The sequence below is a fragment of the Longimicrobium sp. genome (assembly GCA_036389795.1).
In the GTDB taxonomy this organism is placed as follows: Bacteria; Gemmatimonadota; Gemmatimonadetes; order Longimicrobiales; family Longimicrobiaceae; genus Longimicrobium.
Genome location: DASVWD010000250.1, coordinates 1 through 20,865, shown reverse-complemented (window position 1 = coordinate 20,865; position 20,865 = coordinate 1). Strand labels below are relative to the sequence as shown.

Here is a 20,865-nt window from a genome sequence, read left to right as displayed (position 1 = left end):
GGGCGCGCGCCGCCCTGCGGCTGCGGCTCGCCGCGGCGTGGGGCGCCCTCGGGTGCTCCACGCCGCACCCCCCGCTGCACGGAGAGACCATGCGCGTGGAGGCCGACCTCTTCAGCGGACGCCCGAACCCCGTCTGGACGCTCGACGCGGCCGAGGAGGGGGAGGTCGCCCGCCTGCTGCGGACGCTGCGGCCGGGCGGCCCCTCCCCCCGGCCGCCGGGGCTCGGCTACCGCGGGATGATGCTGCGCGGCCTGTCGGCCGCGCTCCCCGGCTGCGCCGAGCTGCGCCTGTTCCACGGCGCGGGGGTCGCCGAGTGCGACGGGGAGCACCGCACCTTCACCGACCCGGACCGCGCCGTCGAGCGCTGGCTCGCCGCCTCCGGCCGCCGCCGCCTGGACGCGGAGCTCTTCCAGGTGCTGCACGCCGAGCTGGAGCGTGATCCCGGTCCGCATCCATGACCAGGATCGCGGGCAACCGGACGCCGGCCCCCCCACCCCCGGCACCCTCCTACTCGTCGTCGTCCCAGCGGCGGTCGGCGCTCTCCTCCTTGCGCCGCCGGTAGTGGAACTCGCGCTCGCGGGAGCGGACGCGCTCGCTGGACTCGTAGACCGAGTCGATGCTGTCGGCGCGCACCCACACGCGCGCCCCGCTCACGTCCACGAACTTCATCCAGCGCGGCCGCCAGCGGCGGTCCAGCGCGCGCCCGATGCGCACCGCCGTCTCCGGCGCCACGTACCAGGTGCCCCACTCCGAGACCACCACGTAGAAGTCGCCGAAGCGCGGCTCCTCCTCGCGGCTCTCCTGCTTCTCCTTGAGCTGCTTGCTCATCTCGCGTCTATCGCGGTTGGCGGTGTCGGGCGGCGGCCACCTCCTCAGAGTCCGCCGCCCGGGTCGAAGGTCCGAGTCGTTCCCGACCGGCGCCCTCCCGCGGGGGGCGGGCCCGGCCGGGAGGCCCCGGACCGCGCCGCCTACCGCGCGAAGTCGCCGATCAGCGCCGGCGCGGCGGCGTCGAAGCCCACCACGTCCAGCATCCCCGCGTCGCCGGGGTCGGCGATGGTGAACCCGTTCGACGCCATCCCCACGACCACCAGCTTCGCGGGGATCCCCATCCGGTCGCGGTACTGCCGGAGCGCCTGCGCCGGGTGCACGTCGCCCGCCCAGGTCTCGTTGTCGGTGTAGACGACGAAGACGTCCACCATCCACCGCCGCTTCATCGCCTCCAGCATCGGCAGGGCGCAGTCGGTCCCGCCGAAGGGCAGCCCCCCGACCCGCTCGACCACGTCGTCCAGCCGCTGGCGCGGCGAGACGTCGAGCGCGCTGATCCCGGAGGTGAACCCCGGGAACCGGCTCCGGTACGCGCCGGCGGTGAAGGCCGTGAAGAAGTGCCGCGGCTCGGTGGCCGCCGTCACCAGCGCCATGGCCGCCGAGGCCTCCCGGCAGCTCACGAAGTCCAGCCCGTGCACCGGGGCCGTCATCGACCCCGACACGTCGAGCGCCAGCATGACGCGCTTCCCCGTCGGCTCGACCGACCGGAACGCCAGGTAGAAGGCCGTGTCGAGCGCGTCCACCACCTGGGCCACCGGCTGCCACGCGTGCCGGCCGCGCACGCCCTGCCCGCGGGCGTACACCCGCAGCGCCGACAGCACCTGCACCGGGTGCACCCGCGCCCGGCGCAGCGCCACGGCGTCGGCGACCCGCCCGGCGACCACGCGCGACGCCTCGCTCCCCGGCGCCAGGAGGCCCACGCGGGTCATGGTCGCCAGGTTCCGGACCAGCGCCGTGAGCGGCATCTCCTCCAGGAGCGCCTCCCACACCGCGGCGTGGGCGAGCAGGTGCGTGGGCACCATCTCGCGCGTGAGCCGGTGCTCGCGCACCAGCGCCGCCGCGCGCTCCGGCGCCATCCCGGCGTCGGCGTGCAGCTCCTCCACCGCGCGCACCAGCCGCACGGCCTCGGAATCCACGTCCGCCTCCACCGGCCCGCCGTCCACCGTCCGCTTGAGCAGCGCGCCCTGCTCGGGCGAGGCCGGCCTCGGGTGGGCCAGCCGCAGGGCGTCGCGGTGCGACCACCCGTCGCGCTGCGGGTACTTCAGGAGCTGGTACGCCAGCTCGCGCGGGGGCTTCGCCGTGTACCACGCCCCCACCGCCCGGCGCACCCCCCGTCCCCAGCCGCGGAACGCCTGCACGTAGCGCAGCCAGTGCAGCAGGTGCGTGCCCGTGCGCGCCACCTGGGGCAGCGCCGCGAGCGCCGCGGCGCGGGTCCCGGGGTCGCCCAGGCCGGCCGCCATCGCCAGGGCGAAGAGCGCCGGGTCGTTCTTCGGCGCGCGCCCCGAGGCGCTCACCTCCACGATGCGCCGGACCGCGCGCGGGCCGTCCTCGGCCAGGCAGTCGGCCACGGCCGTGGCGCTCTCGACGGTGAGCTGCCGCTCGCCGACGTAGAAGGTGCCGCCCTCGGTGCCGAGCACCAGGAACCGGTCCAGCCGGCCCCAGGGGTCGAGCGCCCACGCGAACCCGCCGGCCGAGTTGGGCACCTGTCCCGAACCGGGGATCGGCGCCGACTGCGGGGTGGCGAGCGCCCGCAGGCGAGTCGCGAAGTGCTTCGTGAAGTCCATCATGCTTCCACTCGCCTCCTTTCCGGGGCTGAGGGTGAAGGGAGCCGGCCGCCGCGGATGAGTGTGCGCCAGCGGGGTTGCATCGTTGAAAGCGATAACCCGTCGGCTTCGACCCGCGGCGGACGGCGGGGTGGCCGCGCGCCGGATGAGCTGCTCCGCTCGGGCGCCCGAAGACTGCTCCGGGTCGGGCGATCGAGAGGCTCGACAATCGAGCGGATCCGACCCGGCGGCGCGGCCGTCGGCTTTCGGCTTCCGGATGAGGTGCTCCCTCGGGTGCCCACGCGGGGCGGAGCTTTACAGGCTCGGGTAACCGAGTGGAATCGACCCGGAAGCCGGATCGTTGTTTTTCTTCTGCCGCACCGGCGCGAGCGGATGAAGGTCCAGCTCGGCCCCCGGGCCGCCCAGATTCCGGGGTCGGTATTTCAAGCGATAACCGAGGCTGCGCGACCCGCGCGCCCGGTGCAGCGTTCTTCTCCAGTGGGCCTGGCGGGACTCGAACCCGCGACCTCTCGATTAGCAGTCGATCACCCTCGTCCTTCGGGGCGGGCCTTCCCGGGCAAATGCCGGCGAGGGCAAGTGCTCTTCCGCTGAGCTACAGGCCCCGATCTGCTGATTCCTTCCTGCTTCGACCGGCGTCAGTGCGGCCGCGGGAGGCCCCCTCTCCCCGGCCCTCTCCCCCGCTGCGCGGGAGAAAGGGAGAACTCAGCGCGGAGCCGGACTCCCTGCTCGCAGCGCCACACTTTCGCACTTTCGCACTTTCGCACTTTCGCACTCACGCACTCACGCACTCACGCACTTGCAGTTCGGGAAGACCGGCGGGATTCGAACCCGCGACCACCGCGTCCGGTCGATAACCCTCGTCCATCGGCCCGCGCGTGGCGGGCAAAACCTCCGGTCGAGGCTCTGCACGGCGCTCTACCAGGCTGAGCTACGGCCTTCCCCCGTCGTCCGTCGTCCGTCCCGTGGGGCCGGCGGGAGCGCTCCACCCCTCGCCAGGGAGTCGCGTTCCTCAGGTGCCGGGGCTTCGCGCCCCGCCGGCCCACCGGTCATCCGTTCGGGCTTGCCTCCATCGTGAGTCACCTCCGCGCTGGATGTCCCCTGAACGCAGATCGCCCCGCCCGCGTCTTGCGCGCGGGCGGGGCGATCGTCGCATCCCCGTGTCTCCCTGGGGTACGTCTACGTCACGGCGTAGACCACCCCGGAGCTCCCGCGCTGGTATGTCCGTCCGTCCCGCGAATCCCGACCGAGCCTGCCAGGCCGACGGGTTTTGGCGCAGTGCCGCGCCAATCCGCCGTTGCGCGTCTCCGCTCCCCCGCGAATTCGGGCGGAGAGAGTGGTTGCCGGGCGCACTTCGCCCCAGCCCCGGCCGACGCACGTCGGCCGGGAGACGCGCGGCTGGACGCCGGGCGCCTGTGGTTGGAGCGGATGGGTGCGGAACCGACTCACATGGGCCTCACGGTCAGGTCGAAAGGTCCGGAAACGCAAAATCGCGCCGCCGATGCACCGCCGGGCGCACGCTGCGCTCGGCGCGGCCGAATGGCCGTACGACATCGGGACGCGACTCCCAGAGGGCGGCTAGTCTAACCACCCGTCGGCCGCTTGTCAAGGGACGGAGAGGAACCGTCTAGTCCGGAAAACCAGAGCACCAACCATATTCTCTTGTCGGTAAAATAGTTAGCTCGACTCCACCAAGGAGCGCCACCACACACCAAGTGGGTCTTGCCTGCCCGGAAGGAAGTTCCCACGTTCCCGGATGTTCAGCAGGATTGATCTCAGTTCTTCCTGGCTGACCGCTTGTGCATCCGCCCACTGCTTCACGATCTTCAACGTCCCAAACACCCGGATGCTCGCCGGACTGTTTGCGATCAGCCTCCGAGTCTTGCGGTCATCCGTAGCAACCGCCCACCTCCGGTGCAACGCGACGGCGAGCGTACGTGCCTCACCGTCGTCGAGCTGCATGGCAAGATTCAAGAACGTCGCGGCCTCGGCTTCTCCGCTCACCTCTACCACGTCCAGCATTCCCGCATCAACGAGCGGCTTGAGGTCGACGGGGATCCGCTCACGTGCATCAGGTCCACCCCCACCTTTCTGCACGTGAAGCGCTTCGGTCCGGAGCACGTAATCGATCACTCCGAACCGCATCTCGGATTCGCGGAGGATGCGCTCGCAGCACCCTGATGCGCATAGGTTCAGGAGCGTGCACGCGTCGAGCAGTACCCGCTCACGGGCGTCAGGCACCGCGGAGCTCCGCAACCGACATCGCCAACTCAAGCTGAACGGGGCCGATCTCGCCCTGATCGTTCAACGTTTCGCCCGTAGCCATCTCATTCGCGATCCGGCGTGCCTCCAGACGGTCCGTGCGAAGGAACCTGGCGAGTTGTCCCTCGGTCAAATCGCCTCGCTGATACGCTTCGACAGCCAGGTATCGATAACGCAGCGGAAGGAGGTCGTCGTTGTCCGACGGTGGAGAAATCCCCAGAATGGCCTGAGCCTCCCGAACCCGGAACCCGCGCTCCTTCAACCGATCCCAGGTGGCGGATGGGAGAAGCCGCAGCTCTTCGAGCCGCAAGGTCAGAGCTTCGAGCGACACCTGGTAGAGCTCGGCAAGACGACACAGGTCGGCAGGCGTGATCCGCCCCCCCCGGCTTCGGTGAATTTCGCTGTACCTCCGGCTCAAACCACTGGCCGGCATCAGGAACGCATGCGCGAAGCTTTCGGCGAAACGCTCGTGCTCGGGAACTCGCTGATAGCGCTTGAGCACCGCGATTTCGGGCTCGTAGCGCCGGGAGATGAAATGTCCGTACTCGTGGGCACTGGAGAGCCTGCGACGTTCCGCCGGATGCTTCCGATTGATCGCGATGCAGCCTCCCAATTCCTCGGTGTAACCGAACATCGCGGCTGTCCGAGAAGGCAAGTCCATGTAAAAGATCCTGATCCCGACGTCGCTCTCCAGCAGGTCACGGATGTCCGCAATCGGACCATCTCCGAGCCCTAGCCGGAGTCGCTCGGCGTTCGCAGCATCTTCGCCGGCACGTTCCGGAGATACTCCGCTGATCTCATATGGCTGCGGGTATCGCCGGGGAAGTGGTGCCGAGCAAACCCGTTCCAACTCAAGGTAGTCCTCGCAGAGCCGCTGAAAATCGTCGATGAAGGGCGTGAGATCTTCCTCGACACGGGCGGACGCGGCAAGGACGGCACGGAGCTGGACGGCAAACTCCGTGTCGGGGGAGGGTTGCCGCAGCAAGTCGCCCACACGGCTGCCGTAGAGTTCGGCAAGCTTGGTCAATTCTTCCGCCTGGATGCGCCGCTCGCCCTTCTCGATCGCCGTGACGGTCGTGCGCGCCACGCCGAGGCGGTCGGCGGAATCCTGCTGCGTGAATCCGCGTGCTTTGCGCGCCTGTTGCAGCCGCCGCCCAAGCTCTCGCAGATCGACGTTCGGGAACGGATAGGTGGACATCGTCACGCTCCTTCCCTGGAATTCTGCACAGACAGCGGTGGACGGGCGGGAAATCCCTCCCACTCCGAGCAGTACTGCGCATAAAGCGAGACCAGGCGCTCATGTGGACGTGCCACTTCAGGACGGCTTTCCAACAGGAGGTGCTCGATTTCAAACAACTCCGGGAATTCGAGCACGAGCGCCTGCCATGCATCAGGGGCTGCCAAAGCCTTCTGGAGCCTGCCAGCCTGGAAGAGCATCGCCCGGAACGGAAACAGCTTCGCCGCTGGAGCCTCCCAGTGTGACGCAAGCACGTCAACACGGTAGTTCCGGGTATCAAAATCGGTGAACCCTGCTGCATGGAGAGAAAGACGGCGGAGCAGGCATGAGGTACAGAGACCGCACTGCGGGTAACCCGCGATACGCTGCGGGAAGCAGTCACACGACACCGTTCGCCCGAGCAGAGGTCCGAACGCCTCCCGCGGGATTCGCGCACACATCTGACCCTTCGTGGCAAACAGGAACGGCAGCTCGAACTGGAAGCTACGGCCGGTCACCAGCTCGATGAGCGATTCCATACGGCGCAGCGCCAACGGATTGGCCGCGCGCGTAAGATGTACGCCGACCTGTGCCCGCGTATGAGACAGGTTGATGGCGCCAATGCCGTTCTCGTAGATTGCGAGCCGGCCAAGGCCGGACATGATCGCGCTGACCGCCCCCAGTACGGCGAAGACAAAGCCTCGTGCGCGCTGTGACGGTTCGTCTTGCCGGTCCGCACGGTCAGCACGATGGTACAATCCGAAATCGAGAAGAGAAAAATCCACCCGTGACCTGAACTGTCGGCAAACCTCCGCGGCCACTTTGGACTGCAGCATCTGGAGGCGTGGTCCGGTTATCCCCCCGACCAACAGAAAACGCTCTGCCGGATTCTCGAGAGCCTCAATGCACAGCCCGGCGACGGAATCGAGCCCTCCGCTGAAGAGAGCGGCACGGGTCGGCGAGATGTTATTTTGAAAAACCTCTACCTGGCAGTAGTGCTCATGATCTCTGGGTCTCGACGTAAACTCGAATCCCCAGCGATCTCCCGTGTAGAACCAGAGTGTGTCGGCAAGCGCTTCCATTACGGAAGGCTGGCTCCAGAGTTCAGGCCTGGACACCGGAACCCGGACACTGAATGCCCGTCCCCATTCCGCACCACCAGAGTCCTTCCGGCTCGGACGCTTGCAGATCCGGTCCGATACGTAAACGGCCAGTGCCAGGTCGAGCAGATCCACCAACGCGTCCGGCAGAACGGATCGCGCACGGTCCTCGATCCGATACGAGGAGATCCGTGCCTGATGGATGGTCGAGGCTCCCGTGTCTGATCGGGTTGCCAGGAGTATCCCGTTTGCCTCGAACGAGACCCGCCAGGAGAGAGCTTCGCATTCGGAGCGCGCGGCGTACATCATCACACCAGCGACTCGTCCAGTAGATCGACCGTACGGCTCTTGCGCACCCTGTGCTGGACAGACGGCGGCTTGAGCCTGCCGGCAGTGGGATCCAGGGACAGCGAGTCCGCGACCTGTTCGACATCGCTGCGCACCGCTGCTACGGATTGCTCGATGAAGGCGTACAACTCCTCCTGATCCTGGAAACGGCGGCCCATCAACTGAGGGGCACCCTTCTCAAGCTGGGAACGCAGAAGTTCCTCGCAAAACCCACGGGCGAGCATATTGGGGATGCTGCCGAACCGAGCTCCGCCAGAGTTCATTTCCACGATCAGCCTATTCGCCGCCCGAACAGCCAAACAGAGGTGGACGTAAGTCCCGCCGAATCCCTTGAGATTGGCGAGTCTGGCGAGCGCTTGGGAAGGAGCGGTTCTGCCGCCCCGGAGATCCTCCAATATCGTGATGATCTCACGTGCTGCCGGCAGGCCGCGCCGACGTTGCAAGTCGTGCGTCAGGCACTTCATCGCCACTCGCCCCACCTCCCCCGGTTCAGCGGTCCCGTGGAGCCTGCGCAGGGTAGCATCCCATCCCCTTCCGGCGACACGGTTGAAGATGTCTCTGTCCGGCACGGAAGCCTCCCTTTGATTGGGTTATTGAACAGTATCGCTCCGTTCTGACAATGTCAAGATTTTAGAGGTGGAAAAATTCTAAATGTCAACCAAAAGCTTGACCGCCCGTGGGTCAGAGCCGACCCACGGGCGGTTAGTGCACTCCCCCAGCGTTAAACCTCCAGGCCTACCCGGCCGCCGCCTCCTCTTCGGCCGGCTCCTCGGTCTTCGCCCTCCCCGCGGCGGCGACGAGGGCCTCCGGGGTGGCGGCGACGGTGACCGCGGCGGGAGGCGGCGCCTGCGGGACGGCCGCCGGCAGCTGCTCCACCTCGGCCACCTCGGGGGTGAGCGAGACCACGATGTCGCGGATGGTGGCCGTCACCTCGTCGGTGGCGGCGCCGGTGGAGATCTGGCGCTGCACGTCCACCAGGCGCGCGGCCAGCCGCACGCGGGCGCGGCTGGCCTCCTCGGAGGCGCGCGCGGCGGCGGCCTGCTCGCGCTCGGCGATGATCTCCTTGGCGTTGCCGCGGAAGATGGCCTCCACCGCCTCCACCAGGCGGGTGAGGATGCGGTACACCGCCGAGGCCGAGTAGCCGCCCAGCATGGCGATGGCCGGCTGCATCAGGTGAAGCCCCGCTCCCGTCCCCGCACCCGCACCCGCGCCCACACCCGCAGCCGCTCCCTGGCCGTCGCGCCCGAACGGAAGCAGCGCCACCAGGATGAACCCCGCCATCACGCCCAGGAAGAACTTGACCCAGTACGTGGGGGCGTACTTGGGGTCGTAGTTGCACTTGACGATGTACTCGTTCACCTGGAAGAGCATGGCGAAAGAGGCGCCGATCCCGGCCGCCGACAGCCACCACAGCTCGTTGAGCAGCAGCGGTATGCCCGAGGCGGAGACGATCGATACCTCCACGTTGGTGTCGTTGGTGAGGCTGATCAGCACGAACACGAGCATGCAGCCGACGGCCATCGTCATGAGCTGGCGGACCAGCGGCACGGGCCCCAGGAAGCCGAAGCGGCCCTTCGCGGCCTGCTCGTCGACCAGGAGCACGATGGAGCGTGGGGTGGCGGGGGCCACGATCTTGGCCAGCCGCGAGTGGGACAGCACCAGCGGCGTGGGGTCCAGCGGCGGCGCGCCTTCCGGCTGCGTCTCGTACTGCTGGACGGTGTCCACCACGCTGGTGGGCACGCTCTTCCCCGACGAGAAGGCGTAGCGGATCATCTCCACCGCCTCGCGGAGGAGGTGGTCGCGCAGACAGGCGCTCTGGGGGGACGCGGGAGACATGGCGACGCCTCGGGAGGGAGGGGTACGTCCGGGGGGGTGGAACGGAAGGACGGGAAACAACTTACGCGAATCCGCCCGTTTTGCCAAGACCGATCTGAACCGCAGTGCGTGAGTGCGTCGGTGCGGAAGTGCGCAACCGCACCCCAAACGAGCGCCTCGCACTCTCGCACTCTCGCACTCTCGCACTCTCGCCCCCCCCGCCCTTGTTGCGCCCCCGCCTCCCGCCTAAGCTTAGCCGCATGTATCCGAAGCGAATCCGCGCCCTCGCGCTGCTGGCGCTCCTCGCGCTCCCCGCCGCCCCCGCGCCCCTCCCCGCCCAGGACGGGGCGGGCGGGTACCGCGGCGCGGCGGCGCTGGGGCTGGCGCTGCGCCGGCTGGGCGTCACCAAGCGGGTGCTGATGGTGGGCGCCCACCCCGACGACGAGGACACCCAGCTCCTGGCCGCGCTGGCGCTGGAGGAGGGCGCCGACGTGGCCTACCTGTCGCTCACCCGCGGCGAGGGGGGGCAGAACGGGATCGGCCCGGAGCTGCACGAGGCGCTGGGGCTCCTGCGCACGGAGGAGCTGCTGGCGGCGCGCCGGGTGGACGGCGCGCGCCAGTTCTTCACCCGGGCGTACGACTTCGGCTTCTCCAAGAGCGCGGAGGAGACGCTGGCGCACTGGCCGCGCGAGGAGCTGCTGCGCGACGTGGTGCGGGTGATCCGCGCCTACCGGCCGGACCTGGTGGTCACGGTCTTCAGCGGCACGCCGCGCGACGGGCACGGGCACCACCAGGTCTCGGCCATCATCGCCCGCGAGGCGTTCCAGGCGGCGGGAGACCCGGCCCGCTTCCCGGAGCAGGTCGCCGCGGGGCTCCGGCCGTACCGGCCGGCGAAGCTCTACCAGTCGCTGCGGACCAACGCGGAGGGGGCCACGGTGCGGCTGGCGCTGGGGAACCTGGACCCGCTCTTCGGGCGCTCGCCGTTCCAGCTAGCCATGGCCAGCCGCTCGCGCCACCGCTCGCAGGACATGGGGCGCCCCGAGCCGGCCGGCCCGCGCTGGGGGTACCTGCGCCGCGTCGTCCCCGCGCCGGCGGGCGAGGAGCCCTCGATCTGGGCGGGGGTCGACACCACGCTCACGGTCCCGCTGCCGGCCGCCCTGCCCCGCGGCCTCACCCCGCTCGAGCGGGTCGCCCAGCGCTACCGCGCCGCGCTGGAGGAGCTCGGCCGGGTGGCGAACCCGCTCCGTCCCGACGGCCTGGTGCCGCCGCTGGCCCGCCTCGTGGGGGCGCTGGAGACCCCCGCGGCGCCGGGCGGCCGCGTCGACCCGGACTCGCTCGCCGTCCACGCCGACCGCCACGCCGGCGAGCTGCGCGACGCGCGCGAGGCGCTGGCGCTGGCCGCGGGGCTCGTGCTCGACGCGGTGTCGAACGACGCGCGGGTGGTCCCCGGGCAGGAGGTGGCGCTGGAGGTGTCGCTCTGGAACGGCGGCGCGCGCCCCGTGACGGTCGACTCGCTGGCGCCCGAACTCCCGGCGGGGTGGACGGCCGCGGCCCTCGACCCGCTCCCCGCGAGCGTGGCGCCGGGCGCGCTGGCCACGCGCCGCTTCCGGGTGCGGGTGCCGGCGGACGCGCGGCCCACCGAGCCGTACTTCCTGCGCGCCTCGCGCGAGGGCGACCTCTACCGCTGGCCGGCGGACGCCGCGGGCGTGCTCTCGCTCCCCTTCGAGCCGGCGCCGGTGCGCGCGGCGGCGCGGGTGCGGGTGGAGGGCGCGCCGCTCCCGCTGCAGGCCGAGGCCACCTTCCGCGAGGTGGACCTGCGCCAGGGCGAGCTGCGGCGCCCGGTGCTGGTGGTCCCCGCCGTCTCGGTCCGGCTGGACCCCCCCACCACCATCCTCCCGGCGCGCACGGAGCGGCCGCTGCGCTACCGGGTGCGGCTGGCGGCCGAGGCGCCGGGCGGGATCGCGGGGACGCTCAGGGTCTCCCTCCCCGCCGGGTGGCGCGCCGAGCCGGCCGCGCCCGCGCTCCGGCTGGGCGAGGGGGAGCGGCGCGAGGTCGACATCGCCGTGCACCCGCCGGAGGGGGCGGCGGCGGGCGAGTACCCGGTGTCGGCCGAGTTCGTGGCGGAGGACGGGCGGCGCTTCGCGCGGGGCGTGGAGGTGGTCGACTACCCGCACGTGCGCGCCCGGCCGCTCTACCACGAGGCCCGCTCCCGGGTGCGCGCCTTCGACGTGCGGGTGCCGGACGGGCTGGAGGTGGCGTACATCGAGGGCGCGGGCGAGGAGGGGCCGGGGATCCTGGCGCAGCTCGGCATCGTCCCCGACCTGCTGGGCGCGGAGGAGCTGGCCGCGGCGGACCTGTCGAAGTACGACGTGATCGTGGCCGGCAGCCGCGCCTACGAGGTGCGCCCGGACCTGGCCGCCCACAACGCGCGGCTGCTGGAGTACGTCCGCCGCGGGGGGACGCTCATCGTCCAGTACAACAAGTACGAGCTGGTGGAGGGGCGCTTCACCCCCTTCCCGCTCACCATGGCGCGCCCGCACGGCCGGGTGACCGACGAGAACGCGCCGGTGCGGCTCCTCGACCCGTCGCACCCGGTGTTCACGAAGCCGAACCGGATCACCGACGCCGACTTCGCGGGGTGGGTGCAGGAGCGCGGGCTGTACTTCGCCGACACCTGGGACCCGGCCTACACGCCGCTGCTGGAGACGGGCGACCCCGGCGAGGCGCCGCTCCGGGGCGGGCTGCTGATCGCGAAGTACGGCGAGGGGACGTACGTCTACACGGGCCTGGCCTTCTTCCGCCAGCTCCCCGAGGGCGTCCCCGGCGCCTGGCGCCTCTTCGCCAACCTGCTGGCGCTGGGGGAGGATTGAGGGCGGTCCGCGGCGTATCCGCGCTGACCGTCCTGCTTCTCCCGCTCGCCGCGTGCGGGCGGGACGAGCCTCCCCCGCCGGCCCGCGCGGAGCGGCCGTTCGCCGTGGGCCGCGTGGAACCGGGGGCGGAGTGCTCGTCGCCCGCCACCGACAGCACGCGGGCGGTGTGCGTCGCGCTGAAGGCGGCCACCCAGGTGGGCCGTCCCGAGCCGCGGGTGGTGGAGGTGGTGCGCCAGGGCGACGTCTACTGCGTGCGCACCTCGCCGGCCGCGGCCACGCCGGCGCCCGGCGGCGGGACCACCGTGCGGGTGGACCGCGAGGGGCGCATCCGGACGCTGCTGCAGACGGACAGCTCCCGCTCGTGCGCCGACCTGCCGCCGCTGCGCGGGGACTCGACAGGATAGGGAGATTCAATGTCGGCGCTGGGGGCAATCCGCACCGGGTGCGCATGTGAATTACCTGCAGCCACTGGTTTCTGTGTTGGCGCCCTCGATCGCTGCCGGAATTGCGGCGTATCTGACCATCCGTTTGGGTCTGCGCCGGTACGCGAGAGAGAAGGCGTTTGACGGGCGGCGGGAGTGGTACGAGCCAGGCCATGCGCGTCGTGGTTCAGTACGCGGAGACGATGAGATCGCTGGTCGAGGCGGCCCAGCGAATCGAGCCTCCCGCACCGCACGGGGAGCTGGCAGAGGAGCTTGCACGGTGTATCAAAGAGATAAACCCCGTCCTGAGCCTTGCCTACTTGTACGCGACGCCGAAGTCGATCCAGGCCGTGGAGCTGCTCTTCAGCGCGAACTCGAGCCTCCTTGCACCATTTCCGGCAGATGATTCGGCCAATCTGGATATCCCTGCCATGGTGAAGGCGGAGCATTTCGCGCGAACGGTCGGGTTGGACTTCGCGAAGGAATTCCGGCGCCATCTGGGATTGGAAGACTTACCACAAGAACTCGTCCCACCACTGCTGGTGCAGGAGCGAAAATGACCCTGGCTCGCCGCGCATACAGCATATATTTGAAGGCTGCACGCCAGCGAGCCCCGGCCCACTTCGGGAGGGCGAAACGTGTCGATTGAGAACGAGGGGGAGCTGGACGCCCTGAAGCGCGTCGGCCGCATCGTGCGGATGGCGCTGGAGCGGATGCAGAAGGCGGTGCGGCCGGGCGTCACCACCGCCGAGCTGGACCGGATCGGCGCGGCGGTGCTGAAGGAGCACGGCGCGCGCTCGGCGCCGAAGCTGGTGTATGGCTTCCCCGCCGACATCCTGGTGAGCGTCAACGACGAGGCGGTGCACGGCATCCCCGGCCCCCGCAGGCTCGCCGCGGGCGACCTGGTGAAGCTGGACGTCACCGCCGAGAAGGGCGGCTACATGGCCGACGCGGCGGTCACCGTGGCCGTGGGCCCCGCGCCCGAGGAGCGCCGCCGCCTGGTAGCCGCCGCCCGCGCCGCCTTCGAGCGGGCGATGGAGGTGGCGCGCGCCGGCAACCGCGTGTGCGACATCGGCCGGGCGGTGGAGGGCGAGGTCGCGCGGCGCGGCTTCGCGGTGCTGCGCGACCTGAGCGGCCACGGCATCGGCCGCACCATCCACGAGGCGCCCACGGTGCCCAACTGGTACGACCGCACCCTGCGCACGCCGCTCACCGAGGGGATGGTGATCACCGTGGAGCCGCTGGTGGCCGAGCGCTCCACCGCCTCGTACGAAGACCGCGACGGCTGGACGATCCGCACCAAGGGCGGCGACCTCTCCGCGCACCACGAGCACACGCTCGTCATCACGCGCGGGCGGCCGATCCTGCTCACGGCGGCGTAGGAACGGCAGTGCCCAGGGCCGAGTGCCCAGTGCCCAGGAACTGCAAGTCCTTAGTGCTCAGTCCTTGGTGTTCTAGTCATGGGTCGGTATCAGGACATCATCGTCGCGTTCGGCTCCGTGCTGCTGATCGTCGCGGTCGTCGCCGTGCACCGCATGGCGCTGAACCGGCGGAGGCGGCGCAGGGGCGGGTGAGCTCACTGTGGGCCAGGTTCGCACCGAACCGCGAAGTACCCTCTCCCGAAGTTGGGAGAGGGTGGCGACGCGGTAGCGGCGCCGGGTGAGGGCCACGCGCGGCCGCGCAACCAGAAGCCAGGAACGTCGAGACAGGATGCGGAAGATAGCTGGAGTTCGGATCGCCCTCGCGCTGGGCGCGCTCGTCCTCGCCGCGTGCGGGGGCGGCGACGGGCGCGAGGTGCTGACGGTGTACTCGCCGCACGGGCGCGAGATGCTGCAGGCGTTCGAGGCGCGCTACGAGCAGCTCCACCCCGGCGTCGACGTGCAGACGGTCGACATGGGATCGCAGGAGGTGCTCGACCGCCTGCGCTCGGAGCGCGCGAACCCGCAGGCCGACGTGTGGTGGGGCGCACCCGCGCCCACCTTCGAGGACGCCGCGCGCGACTCGCTCCTGGAGCGCTTCGTCCCCAGCTGGGCCGCCCGGCTCCCGGCCGACGCGCGCGACCCCGAGGGCTACTGGCACGGCACGTACCTGACGCCCGAGGTGATCGCCTTCAACACGGCGGCCGTCCCCGCCGCCGAGGCGCCGAAGGACTGGGACGACGTGCTGGACCCGAAGTGGAAGGACCGCGTGGTGATCCGCGACCCCATGGCCAGCGGCACCATGCGCACCATCTTCGGGATGATCGTCTACCGCGGCATCCGCGCCGGCGGCGACACCGCGCAGGGCTTCCAGTGGCTGCGGCGCCTGGACGGGCAGACGCGCGAGTACGTGCTGAACCCCACCATCCTCTACCAGAAGCTCGCCCGCCAGGAAGGCGTGGTGACGCTCTGGGACCAGCCCGACATCGACGCCCTCAAGGCCAAGGGCACCTACCCGATCGACTACGTGCTCCCCACCAGCGGCACCCCGCTCCTGGTGGACGCGGTCGCCGTGGTGCGGGGCTCGCGCAACGCCGCGCGCGCCCGCGACTTCGTGGAGTGGGTGGGCGGCCCCGCGGTGGTCCCCGCCGCGCGCGAGTTCTTCCGCATCCCCGCGCGCACCGACGTCCCCGACGACTCGCTCCCCGCGGGCCTGCGCGCCGTCCGCCGCCAGATCCGCCCCGAGCCCATGGACTGGAACCTCCTCCAGCAGAAGACCCCCGAGTGGATGCGCTGGTGGGACGAGCACGTGCGGGGGAAGGGATGAAGTGCGTGAGTGCGGAAGTGCGTGAGTGCGCTGCGGCGAATCCGGAAGATCAGTCGGTGTTTGCCGTCATCCTGAGGCCCGGCCACACCGAACCAGCGTCCGCCTGGATGCCGGCAGGGCCGAAGGATCTACTCACCCCGCCAGGTGGGTTGGGCGCGGCAGCGGCACGGATCCCGGCCACGCTCCATCCCACCATCGCCAGGCGGTTGATGAGGATCGGGACTCTCCGTCCAGCTTTTCCTTCCGCGCCGACGCGTTCCACGCATGCTCCGCCTCGATGACCTGACCCGCCGCTTCGGCGACACCGTCGCGGTGGACGGCGTCTCGCTGGGCGTGGAGCAGGGCGAGCTGCTGACGCTCCTGGGCCCCAGCGGGTGCGGGAAGACCACCACGCTGCGCATGGTCGCCGGGTTCGAGCGCCCGACCTCGGGGCGCGTGCTGATCGGCGGGCGCGACGTGACGGGGCTCAAGCCGCAGGACCGCGGCGTGGGGATGGTGTTCCAGAACTACGCGCTCTTCCCCCACCTGGACGTGGGGGACAACGTGGAGTTCGGCCTGCGCTCGCGCGGCGTCCGCGGCCCGGAGTCGCGGGCGAAGGCCGAGCGCGCGCTGGAGCTGGTGGAGATGGCGGGCTACGGAAAGCGGAAGGTGCAGGAGCTCTCCGGCGGCCAGCAGCAGCGCGTGGCCCTGGCCCGCGCGCTGGCGCCCGAGCCGCCGCTGCTGCTCCTCGACGAGCCGCTCTCGAACCTCGACGCCGCCCTGCGCGAGCGCACCCGCACCGAGCTGCGCGCCCTGCTCAAGCGGCTGGGGATGACGGCCGTCTTCGTCACGCACGACCAGGAGGAGGCGTTCGCCCTCTCCGACCGCGTCGCCGTGCTCGACCGCGGCCGCCTGCAGCAGGTGGGCGCGCCCGAGGCGCTGTACGCGTCCCCCGCCAACGCCTTCGTCGCCTCGTTCCTCGGCCGCGCCAGCTTCCTCCCCGCCACCGTCGAGGGGCTGGACGAGGGAGGGCTCGTCTGCCGCCTCGACGCCGGCCCGGTGTGGCGCGCCCGCCGGGCGGACGGGATGGATGCGCGCCCCGGAACCGCCGTGCGGGTGATGGTCCGCCCCGAGGCGCTGCGGATCGTCCGGAGCGAGTCCGCGGATGGAGAGGCGCTGCGCGGGCGCGTGCTGGACCGCCGCTTCGCCGGGGCGGTCACCTTCTACCGCATCGCCGTGGGAGACGCCGAGATCCTGGCGCAGGCCGGCCGCGCGGACGCGGTGCCTGGAGACGCGGTGGGAGTGGGGCTGGCCGACGCGGAGGCCGCCGTCGCGTTCCCGGCCTGAGGGGACGGGACGGCGGCCCCGCAGACCGCCGATTTTTCGCCGTTCAGCAGTTGCCGACGCCCGGGCAGGTGTCCTGGTTCCCGGTCGGGAGGCACTGGTTGATGCACGAGGCGTCCTTCAGGCAGTAGGTGTAGCCGGCGGACTCGGGAAAGCACCCCGCGCTGCCGCCGGGGTCGCAGCCGCCGCAGGTGTAGCCGTTGCAGCTCTGCCAGCAGCTGTTGCCCGCGCAGGTGGCGTAGCCGCAGGTGTCCAGGTACGGGTCCTGGCTGTCCGACGGCGGGAAGCAGCCGTTCGGGTACGAGTGGCCGTGCACCGTCCCGCCCCTGCTGTCGTCCTCCGCCACGGGGGCGAAGCTCTCCACCCGCAGCGCGTCGATCTCCAGCTTCAGCTTCCGCATGGGTTTCCTCCGGTTCCGGAGTGGGAGTGACGCCGGAGCGCGCCCGCGTTCTCCGGCCGGCTGTGGCACCTCAGGGAGTCGGGGTTGGGACACCGGGCTCGCCCGAGGGCGTCCCGCACCTTGCGCACGGACAGTCGTGGACGCGTAGGTTGGAGGGGGGCGGCAAGCCAGGGCCTCGTGTCCTATTGTCCTGAACGATGCGCGACGATACGGATCTCGCGAGCTTCTACGATAACCGATGGCAACCGAAGAGGGTAGCACCAGCGGCCCGGCGATCGTCGCCGTGGACCCGGTGGACGAGGGGATGCTCCGCCAGATGGCGGAGCTGCTGGTCACGGGCTTCGTGGACATGGCGCCCGAGGCGTGGCCGGACCTCGAGGCGGCCATGGAGGAGGTGCGCGAGGCGCTGGGGCCGGACCGCGCCCGCCCCCGCGCGGCGCTGGACGCGGACGGGCGCGTGGTCGGCTGGATCGGCGCGATCGTGGCGTACGACGGCAACGTGTGGGAGCTGCACCCGATCGTGGTGGACCCCGCGCACTGGAAGCGGGGGATCGGGCGCGCGCTGATCGCCGACCTGGAGGAGCGCGCCCGCGAGGCCGGCGCCCTCACCATGTACCTGGGCACCGACGACGTGACGGGGATGACCTCGCTGGCGGGCGTGGACCTCTACCCCGGCGTGCTCGACCACGCGCGGGCGATCCGCAGCGTGCGCGGCCACCCGTTCGAGTTCTACCGGCGCTGCGGCTACGAGGTCGTCGGCCTGCTCCCCGACGCGAACGGCTTCGGCAAGCCCGACATCTTCATGGCCAAGCGCCTGCAGGGCGGGCGCGATGGCTGACGCCGGCGCTCCCCGCCTCCGCCTCCGTGGAGCGACGGTCCTCGCCCTCGCGGTGGGGATCGTGCTCGTCTGGCTGGTGCTCTACCCCAACCTGTTCGTCGTCTTCGACAGCGTGCTGGACCGGGGGCGCCCGACGGGGGCGCACTGGGCGCGCTTCTTCGGCAGCCGCTCGGAGCTCACGGCGCTCTGGAACAGCGTGTGGATCTCGCTGGCGAGCGTCGTCCTCTCGGGGCTGGTGGGCGTCCCGCTCGCCTTCCTCTTCTCCCGCCGCGACTTCCCCGGGCGGCGCGTGCTCGGCGGGCTGGCGGCCATGCCGGTGCTGCTGCCGCCGCTGGTGGGCACCATCTCCTTCCTCTTCCTCTACGGCGAGAGCGGCTTCTTCACCCGCGGCGTGCAGGCGCTGCTGGGGCTGGAGCAGGCGCCGTGGCGGCTCACCGGCGCGTGGGCGGTGCTGCTGGTGCACGCGTACACCATGTACGTCTACTTCTACCTCTTCGTGGCCGCCGGGCTGGCGCGGCTGGACGACGCCTACGGCGAGGCGGCCGCGGCGCTCGGGGCGGGGCGGTGGACCACGCTCTTCCGCGTCACCCTGCCGATGCTGGCGCCGGCGATCGGCGGGGCGGCGCTGCTGGTGTTCATGACCTCGATGGCCAGCTTCAGCGCCCCCTACGTCTTCGGCGGCGGCTTCCGGGTGCTCACCACGCAGCTCTACTCCAGCAAGCTGAACAACGAGGGCGGCCTGGTGGCCGTCGAGGCGGTGGTGCTGGCGCTGGTCTCGCTCGTCTTCCTCCTCTTCCTGCAGCGCTACGAGGCGGCGCGCGAGTACACGGGCGCCTCCAAGGGCCTGGGCGCGCGGCCGCCGGAGAAGGTCGGGCGCGGGTGGGCGTGGACGCTCGCCGCGGTGGTCTTCACGGGCTTCCTGCTGCTGCCGCACGCCACCGTGCTGCTGGTGTCGCTGGTGCCCGAGGGGACGTGGACCACCGAGGCTTTCCCGCCCGTCTACTCCGCCGAGCCGTACCGCCGCCTCTTCTCCGAGGCCGAGCAGCTCCGCCCCGTGCTCAACTCGCTGCGGATGGCTACGCTGGCCACGCTGGCGAACGTGGTCTTCGCCTTCGCGGCGGGGTACCTGCTGGCGCGCACGCGCGTGCGGGGGCGGGGGGTGATCGGGGCGCTGGTGACGCTGCCGTGGGCGCTGCCGGGAACGGTGCTGGCCATCGCGCTGGCGACCACCTTCAGCGTGAACCGGCCGCTGGCGGGGCGCTTCGTGCTGGTGGGCACCTTCGCCATCCTGCCGCTGGCCTACTTCATCCGCAACGTGCCGCTGGTGACGCGCGCGGCGCTGGCCTCCTTCCGCCAGCTCGACCCCGCGCTGGAGGAGGCCGCGGCGTCGCTCGGCGCCTCGCGGGCCACGGCGCTCCGGCGCGTGGTGCTGCCGCTGGTGCTCCCCGGGCTCGCGGCGGGGGCGATGCTGGCGTTCGTGACGGCGCTGGGCGAGTTCGTGGCCTCCATCCTCCTCTACACGCACCGCACCCGCCCCATCTCCATCGAGATGCTCTCGCAGCTGCGCGCCTTCGACTTCGGCGGCGCGGCCGCGTACGGCGTGCTGCTGATCGCGCTGGTGGCGGTGGCGTTCGCCGCCGGCTACCAGCGCGTCATCGAGCGGTGAGGCCTACAAGTGTCAGCCTATAAGATGGAGAAAACCGGTCGCTATGAACTGGATTTCCAAAATCCTGCGCCGATCAGGAAACGCTTCACAGAGCCGGAGTACCAGTGAGCACGAGCCTGTCCTCGCGAATCATACCGGGAGCGTCGTGGCCGTGATTGGTGACAATCCCATCCGAAGGCCGGAGGACGATGCCCTCGGTAGAACTGTGGTCGCCCAATCATTCGCTCAACAAGTTCTCGCGCTTGATGCAAGAGAAGGTGTTGTAGTGGGAGTGCTCGGTAGTTGGGGTTCCGGAAAGACGTCCTTTATCAATTTGGCCCGTAACGAATTCGACCGTGTAGGTGTGCCCATACTCGACTTCAATCCATGGATGTTTAGCGGTGCTGAGCAACTAGTTGAGTCCTTCTTTACTGAGTTAGCTGCTCAACTGAAGCTCCGGCCGAGATTCGCCGAGATCGCAAAGAATATCGAAGAATACGGCGAGGCATTCTCCGGCTTAGCGTGGCTCCCCATCATTGGCCCGTGGATTGAGCGCGGTAAAGGTGCATCAAAACTCATCAGCGAGATCTTGCAAAGACGTAGAGAAGGCGTTGGCGGTCGTCGCGTAAGGCTTGAGCGTGCCCTGGCCGGCCTTGATCGTCCAATCGTCGTTGTGCTCGACGATATCGACCGACTGACTAGCTCTGAGATCAGGGACGTTTTCAAGCTCGTTCGGCTAACAGCAAGCTTTCCAAACATTATCTACATCGTCGCTTTTGACCGGACTCGCGTTGAAGATGCGCTCTCTGAACAGGGGGTTCCCGGTCGCGATTATCTGGAAAAGATTCTCCAAGTAGCCGTGGATATCCCTACGGTTCCATCGCAGGTCTTGCATCGCCAAACCTTCGATTCGATCAACAACGCTCTCTCGGGAATCGATAATCTAGGACCGTTTAACGAGCATGCCTGGCCCGATCTCTTCATGGAGATAGTACGTCCTTTAATCCGAAACATGCGCGATGTTCGTAGATACGCCGCAGCAATTCGCGGAACAGTCAAGGCGCTCGATGGGCAGATCGCACTCGCTGACGTATTGGCTTTAGAAGCGATTCGGACCTTTCTGCCCGACGTATATACCTTGGTTATTCGCCTGAAATCAGCATTGGAGGGCATAGAACGAAAGAACCCATGTCGCATCTTCTTGAGCCGCGGTAAGATGGGTGGTGTCGAAGCAACCATCCGTCCGCGAACCCTCGAAAGCACGACATGGGTGAA

At 70.0% G+C, this 20,865-nt stretch carries 18 protein-coding genes and 2 tRNA genes; 10 read left to right on the top strand and 10 right to left on the bottom strand.

Going from position 1 to position 20,865, the window contains the following annotated elements; all coding sequences use genetic code 11:
- Positions 1–458, top strand: a 458-nt coding sequence (locus VF746_29555) for a hypothetical protein (protein ID HEX8696601.1), incomplete at its 5' end; no start/stop codon positions are given.
- Between the two features lie 49 nt (positions 459–507).
- On the opposite strand, the gene VF746_29550 is transcribed toward VF746_29555, so the two are convergent.
- The 9 genes from VF746_29550 to VF746_29510 form a co-directional block, all read right to left on the bottom strand.
- Positions 508–828 carry a hypothetical protein gene (locus tag VF746_29550; GenBank protein ID HEX8696600.1) on the bottom strand — a complete coding sequence of 107 codons (321 nt, stop codon included), beginning with the start codon at positions 826–828 and terminating at the stop codon, positions 508–510.
- Positions 829–968: 140 nt separating this feature from the next.
- Complete coding sequence (locus tag VF746_29545; protein ID HEX8696599.1) at positions 969–2,612, bottom strand: TROVE domain-containing protein; 1,644 nt, start codon at positions 2,610–2,612, stop codon at positions 969–971.
- A gap of 475 nt (positions 2,613–3,087) precedes the next feature.
- Positions 3,088–3,211: transfer RNA gene (locus VF746_29540), tRNA-Ser, on the bottom strand.
- A gap of 205 nt (positions 3,212–3,416) precedes the next feature.
- Positions 3,417–3,547 (bottom strand) — tRNA-OTHER (locus tag VF746_29535).
- A 736-nt stretch (positions 3,548–4,283) separates the two neighbouring features.
- Positions 4,284–4,847 (bottom strand): hypothetical protein, encoded by a 564-nt coding sequence (locus VF746_29530; protein HEX8696598.1) that lies wholly within the window; start codon positions 4,845–4,847, stop codon positions 4,284–4,286.
- Entirely contained in the window at positions 4,840–6,066 is a 1,227-nt protein-coding gene (locus VF746_29525) for an XRE family transcriptional regulator (protein ID HEX8696597.1), read from the bottom strand. The genes VF746_29530 and VF746_29525 overlap by 8 nt, the downstream gene beginning before the upstream one ends.
- Before the next feature lie 2 nt (positions 6,067–6,068).
- On the bottom strand, positions 6,069–7,493 hold the full coding sequence (locus VF746_29520; protein ID HEX8696596.1) for a hypothetical protein: 1,425 nt from the start codon (positions 7,491–7,493) through the stop codon (positions 6,069–6,071).
- The gene (locus VF746_29515) at positions 7,493–7,996 is read right to left on the bottom strand and encodes a hypothetical protein (protein ID HEX8696595.1); all 504 of its coding nucleotides are present in this window, start codon (positions 7,994–7,996) and stop codon (positions 7,493–7,495) included. Before VF746_29515 ends, VF746_29520 begins: the two co-directional genes overlap by 1 nt.
- 271 nt (positions 7,997–8,267) lie before the next feature.
- Positions 8,268–9,368: a hypothetical protein gene (locus VF746_29510; protein HEX8696594.1), complete on the bottom strand. Its 1,101-nt coding sequence runs from the start codon at positions 9,366–9,368 to the stop codon at positions 8,268–8,270.
- A 239-nt stretch (positions 9,369–9,607) separates the two neighbouring features.
- On the opposite strand from VF746_29510, the gene VF746_29505 reads away from it, so the two are divergent.
- The 6 genes from VF746_29505 (at position 9,608) to VF746_29480 (ending at position 16,710) form a co-directional block, all read left to right on the top strand.
- Positions 9,608–12,217 (top strand): PIG-L family deacetylase, encoded by a 2,610-nt coding sequence (locus VF746_29505; GenBank protein ID HEX8696593.1) that lies wholly within the window; start codon positions 9,608–9,610, stop codon positions 12,215–12,217.
- Complete coding sequence (locus VF746_29500) at positions 12,214–12,621, top strand: hypothetical protein (protein HEX8696592.1); 408 nt, start codon at positions 12,214–12,216, stop codon at positions 12,619–12,621. Before VF746_29505 ends, VF746_29500 begins: the two co-directional genes overlap by 4 nt.
- Before the next feature lie 221 nt (positions 12,622–12,842).
- Entirely contained in the window at positions 12,843–13,199 is a 357-nt protein-coding gene (locus tag VF746_29495; GenBank protein ID HEX8696591.1) for a hypothetical protein, read from the top strand.
- A 78-nt stretch (positions 13,200–13,277) separates the two neighbouring features.
- Positions 13,278–14,021, top strand: coding sequence for a type I methionyl aminopeptidase (map, locus tag VF746_29490; protein ID HEX8696590.1), 744 nt, complete (start codon positions 13,278–13,280; stop codon positions 14,019–14,021).
- 328 nt (positions 14,022–14,349) lie between these two features.
- Complete coding sequence (locus VF746_29485; protein ID HEX8696589.1) at positions 14,350–15,384, top strand: extracellular solute-binding protein; 1,035 nt, start codon at positions 14,350–14,352, stop codon at positions 15,382–15,384.
- 264 nt (positions 15,385–15,648) lie between these two features.
- Positions 15,649–16,710 (top strand): ABC transporter ATP-binding protein, encoded by a 1,062-nt coding sequence (locus VF746_29480; GenBank protein ID HEX8696588.1) that lies wholly within the window; start codon positions 15,649–15,651, stop codon positions 16,708–16,710.
- Between the two features lie 43 nt (positions 16,711–16,753).
- On the opposite strand, the gene VF746_29475 is transcribed toward VF746_29480, so the two are convergent.
- Positions 16,754–17,107, bottom strand: a complete 354-nt coding sequence (locus VF746_29475) for a hypothetical protein (protein HEX8696587.1) — start codon at positions 17,105–17,107, stop codon at positions 16,754–16,756.
- Between the two features lie 238 nt (positions 17,108–17,345).
- Here VF746_29475 and VF746_29470 point away from each other — a divergent pair, with 238 nt between their 5' ends.
- The 3 genes from VF746_29470 to VF746_29460 all read left to right on the top strand — a co-directional run.
- Positions 17,346–17,945 (top strand): GNAT family N-acetyltransferase, encoded by a 600-nt coding sequence (locus VF746_29470; GenBank protein HEX8696586.1) that lies wholly within the window; start codon positions 17,346–17,348, stop codon positions 17,943–17,945.
- Positions 17,938–19,611, top strand: a complete 1,674-nt coding sequence (locus VF746_29465) for an iron ABC transporter permease (GenBank protein ID HEX8696585.1) — start codon at positions 17,938–17,940, stop codon at positions 19,609–19,611. Before VF746_29470 ends, VF746_29465 begins: the two co-directional genes overlap by 8 nt.
- Positions 19,612–19,654: 43 nt before the next feature.
- Positions 19,655–20,865 (top strand): P-loop NTPase fold protein (locus tag VF746_29460; GenBank protein HEX8696584.1); only part of this gene is annotated, 1,211 nt, incomplete at its 3' end.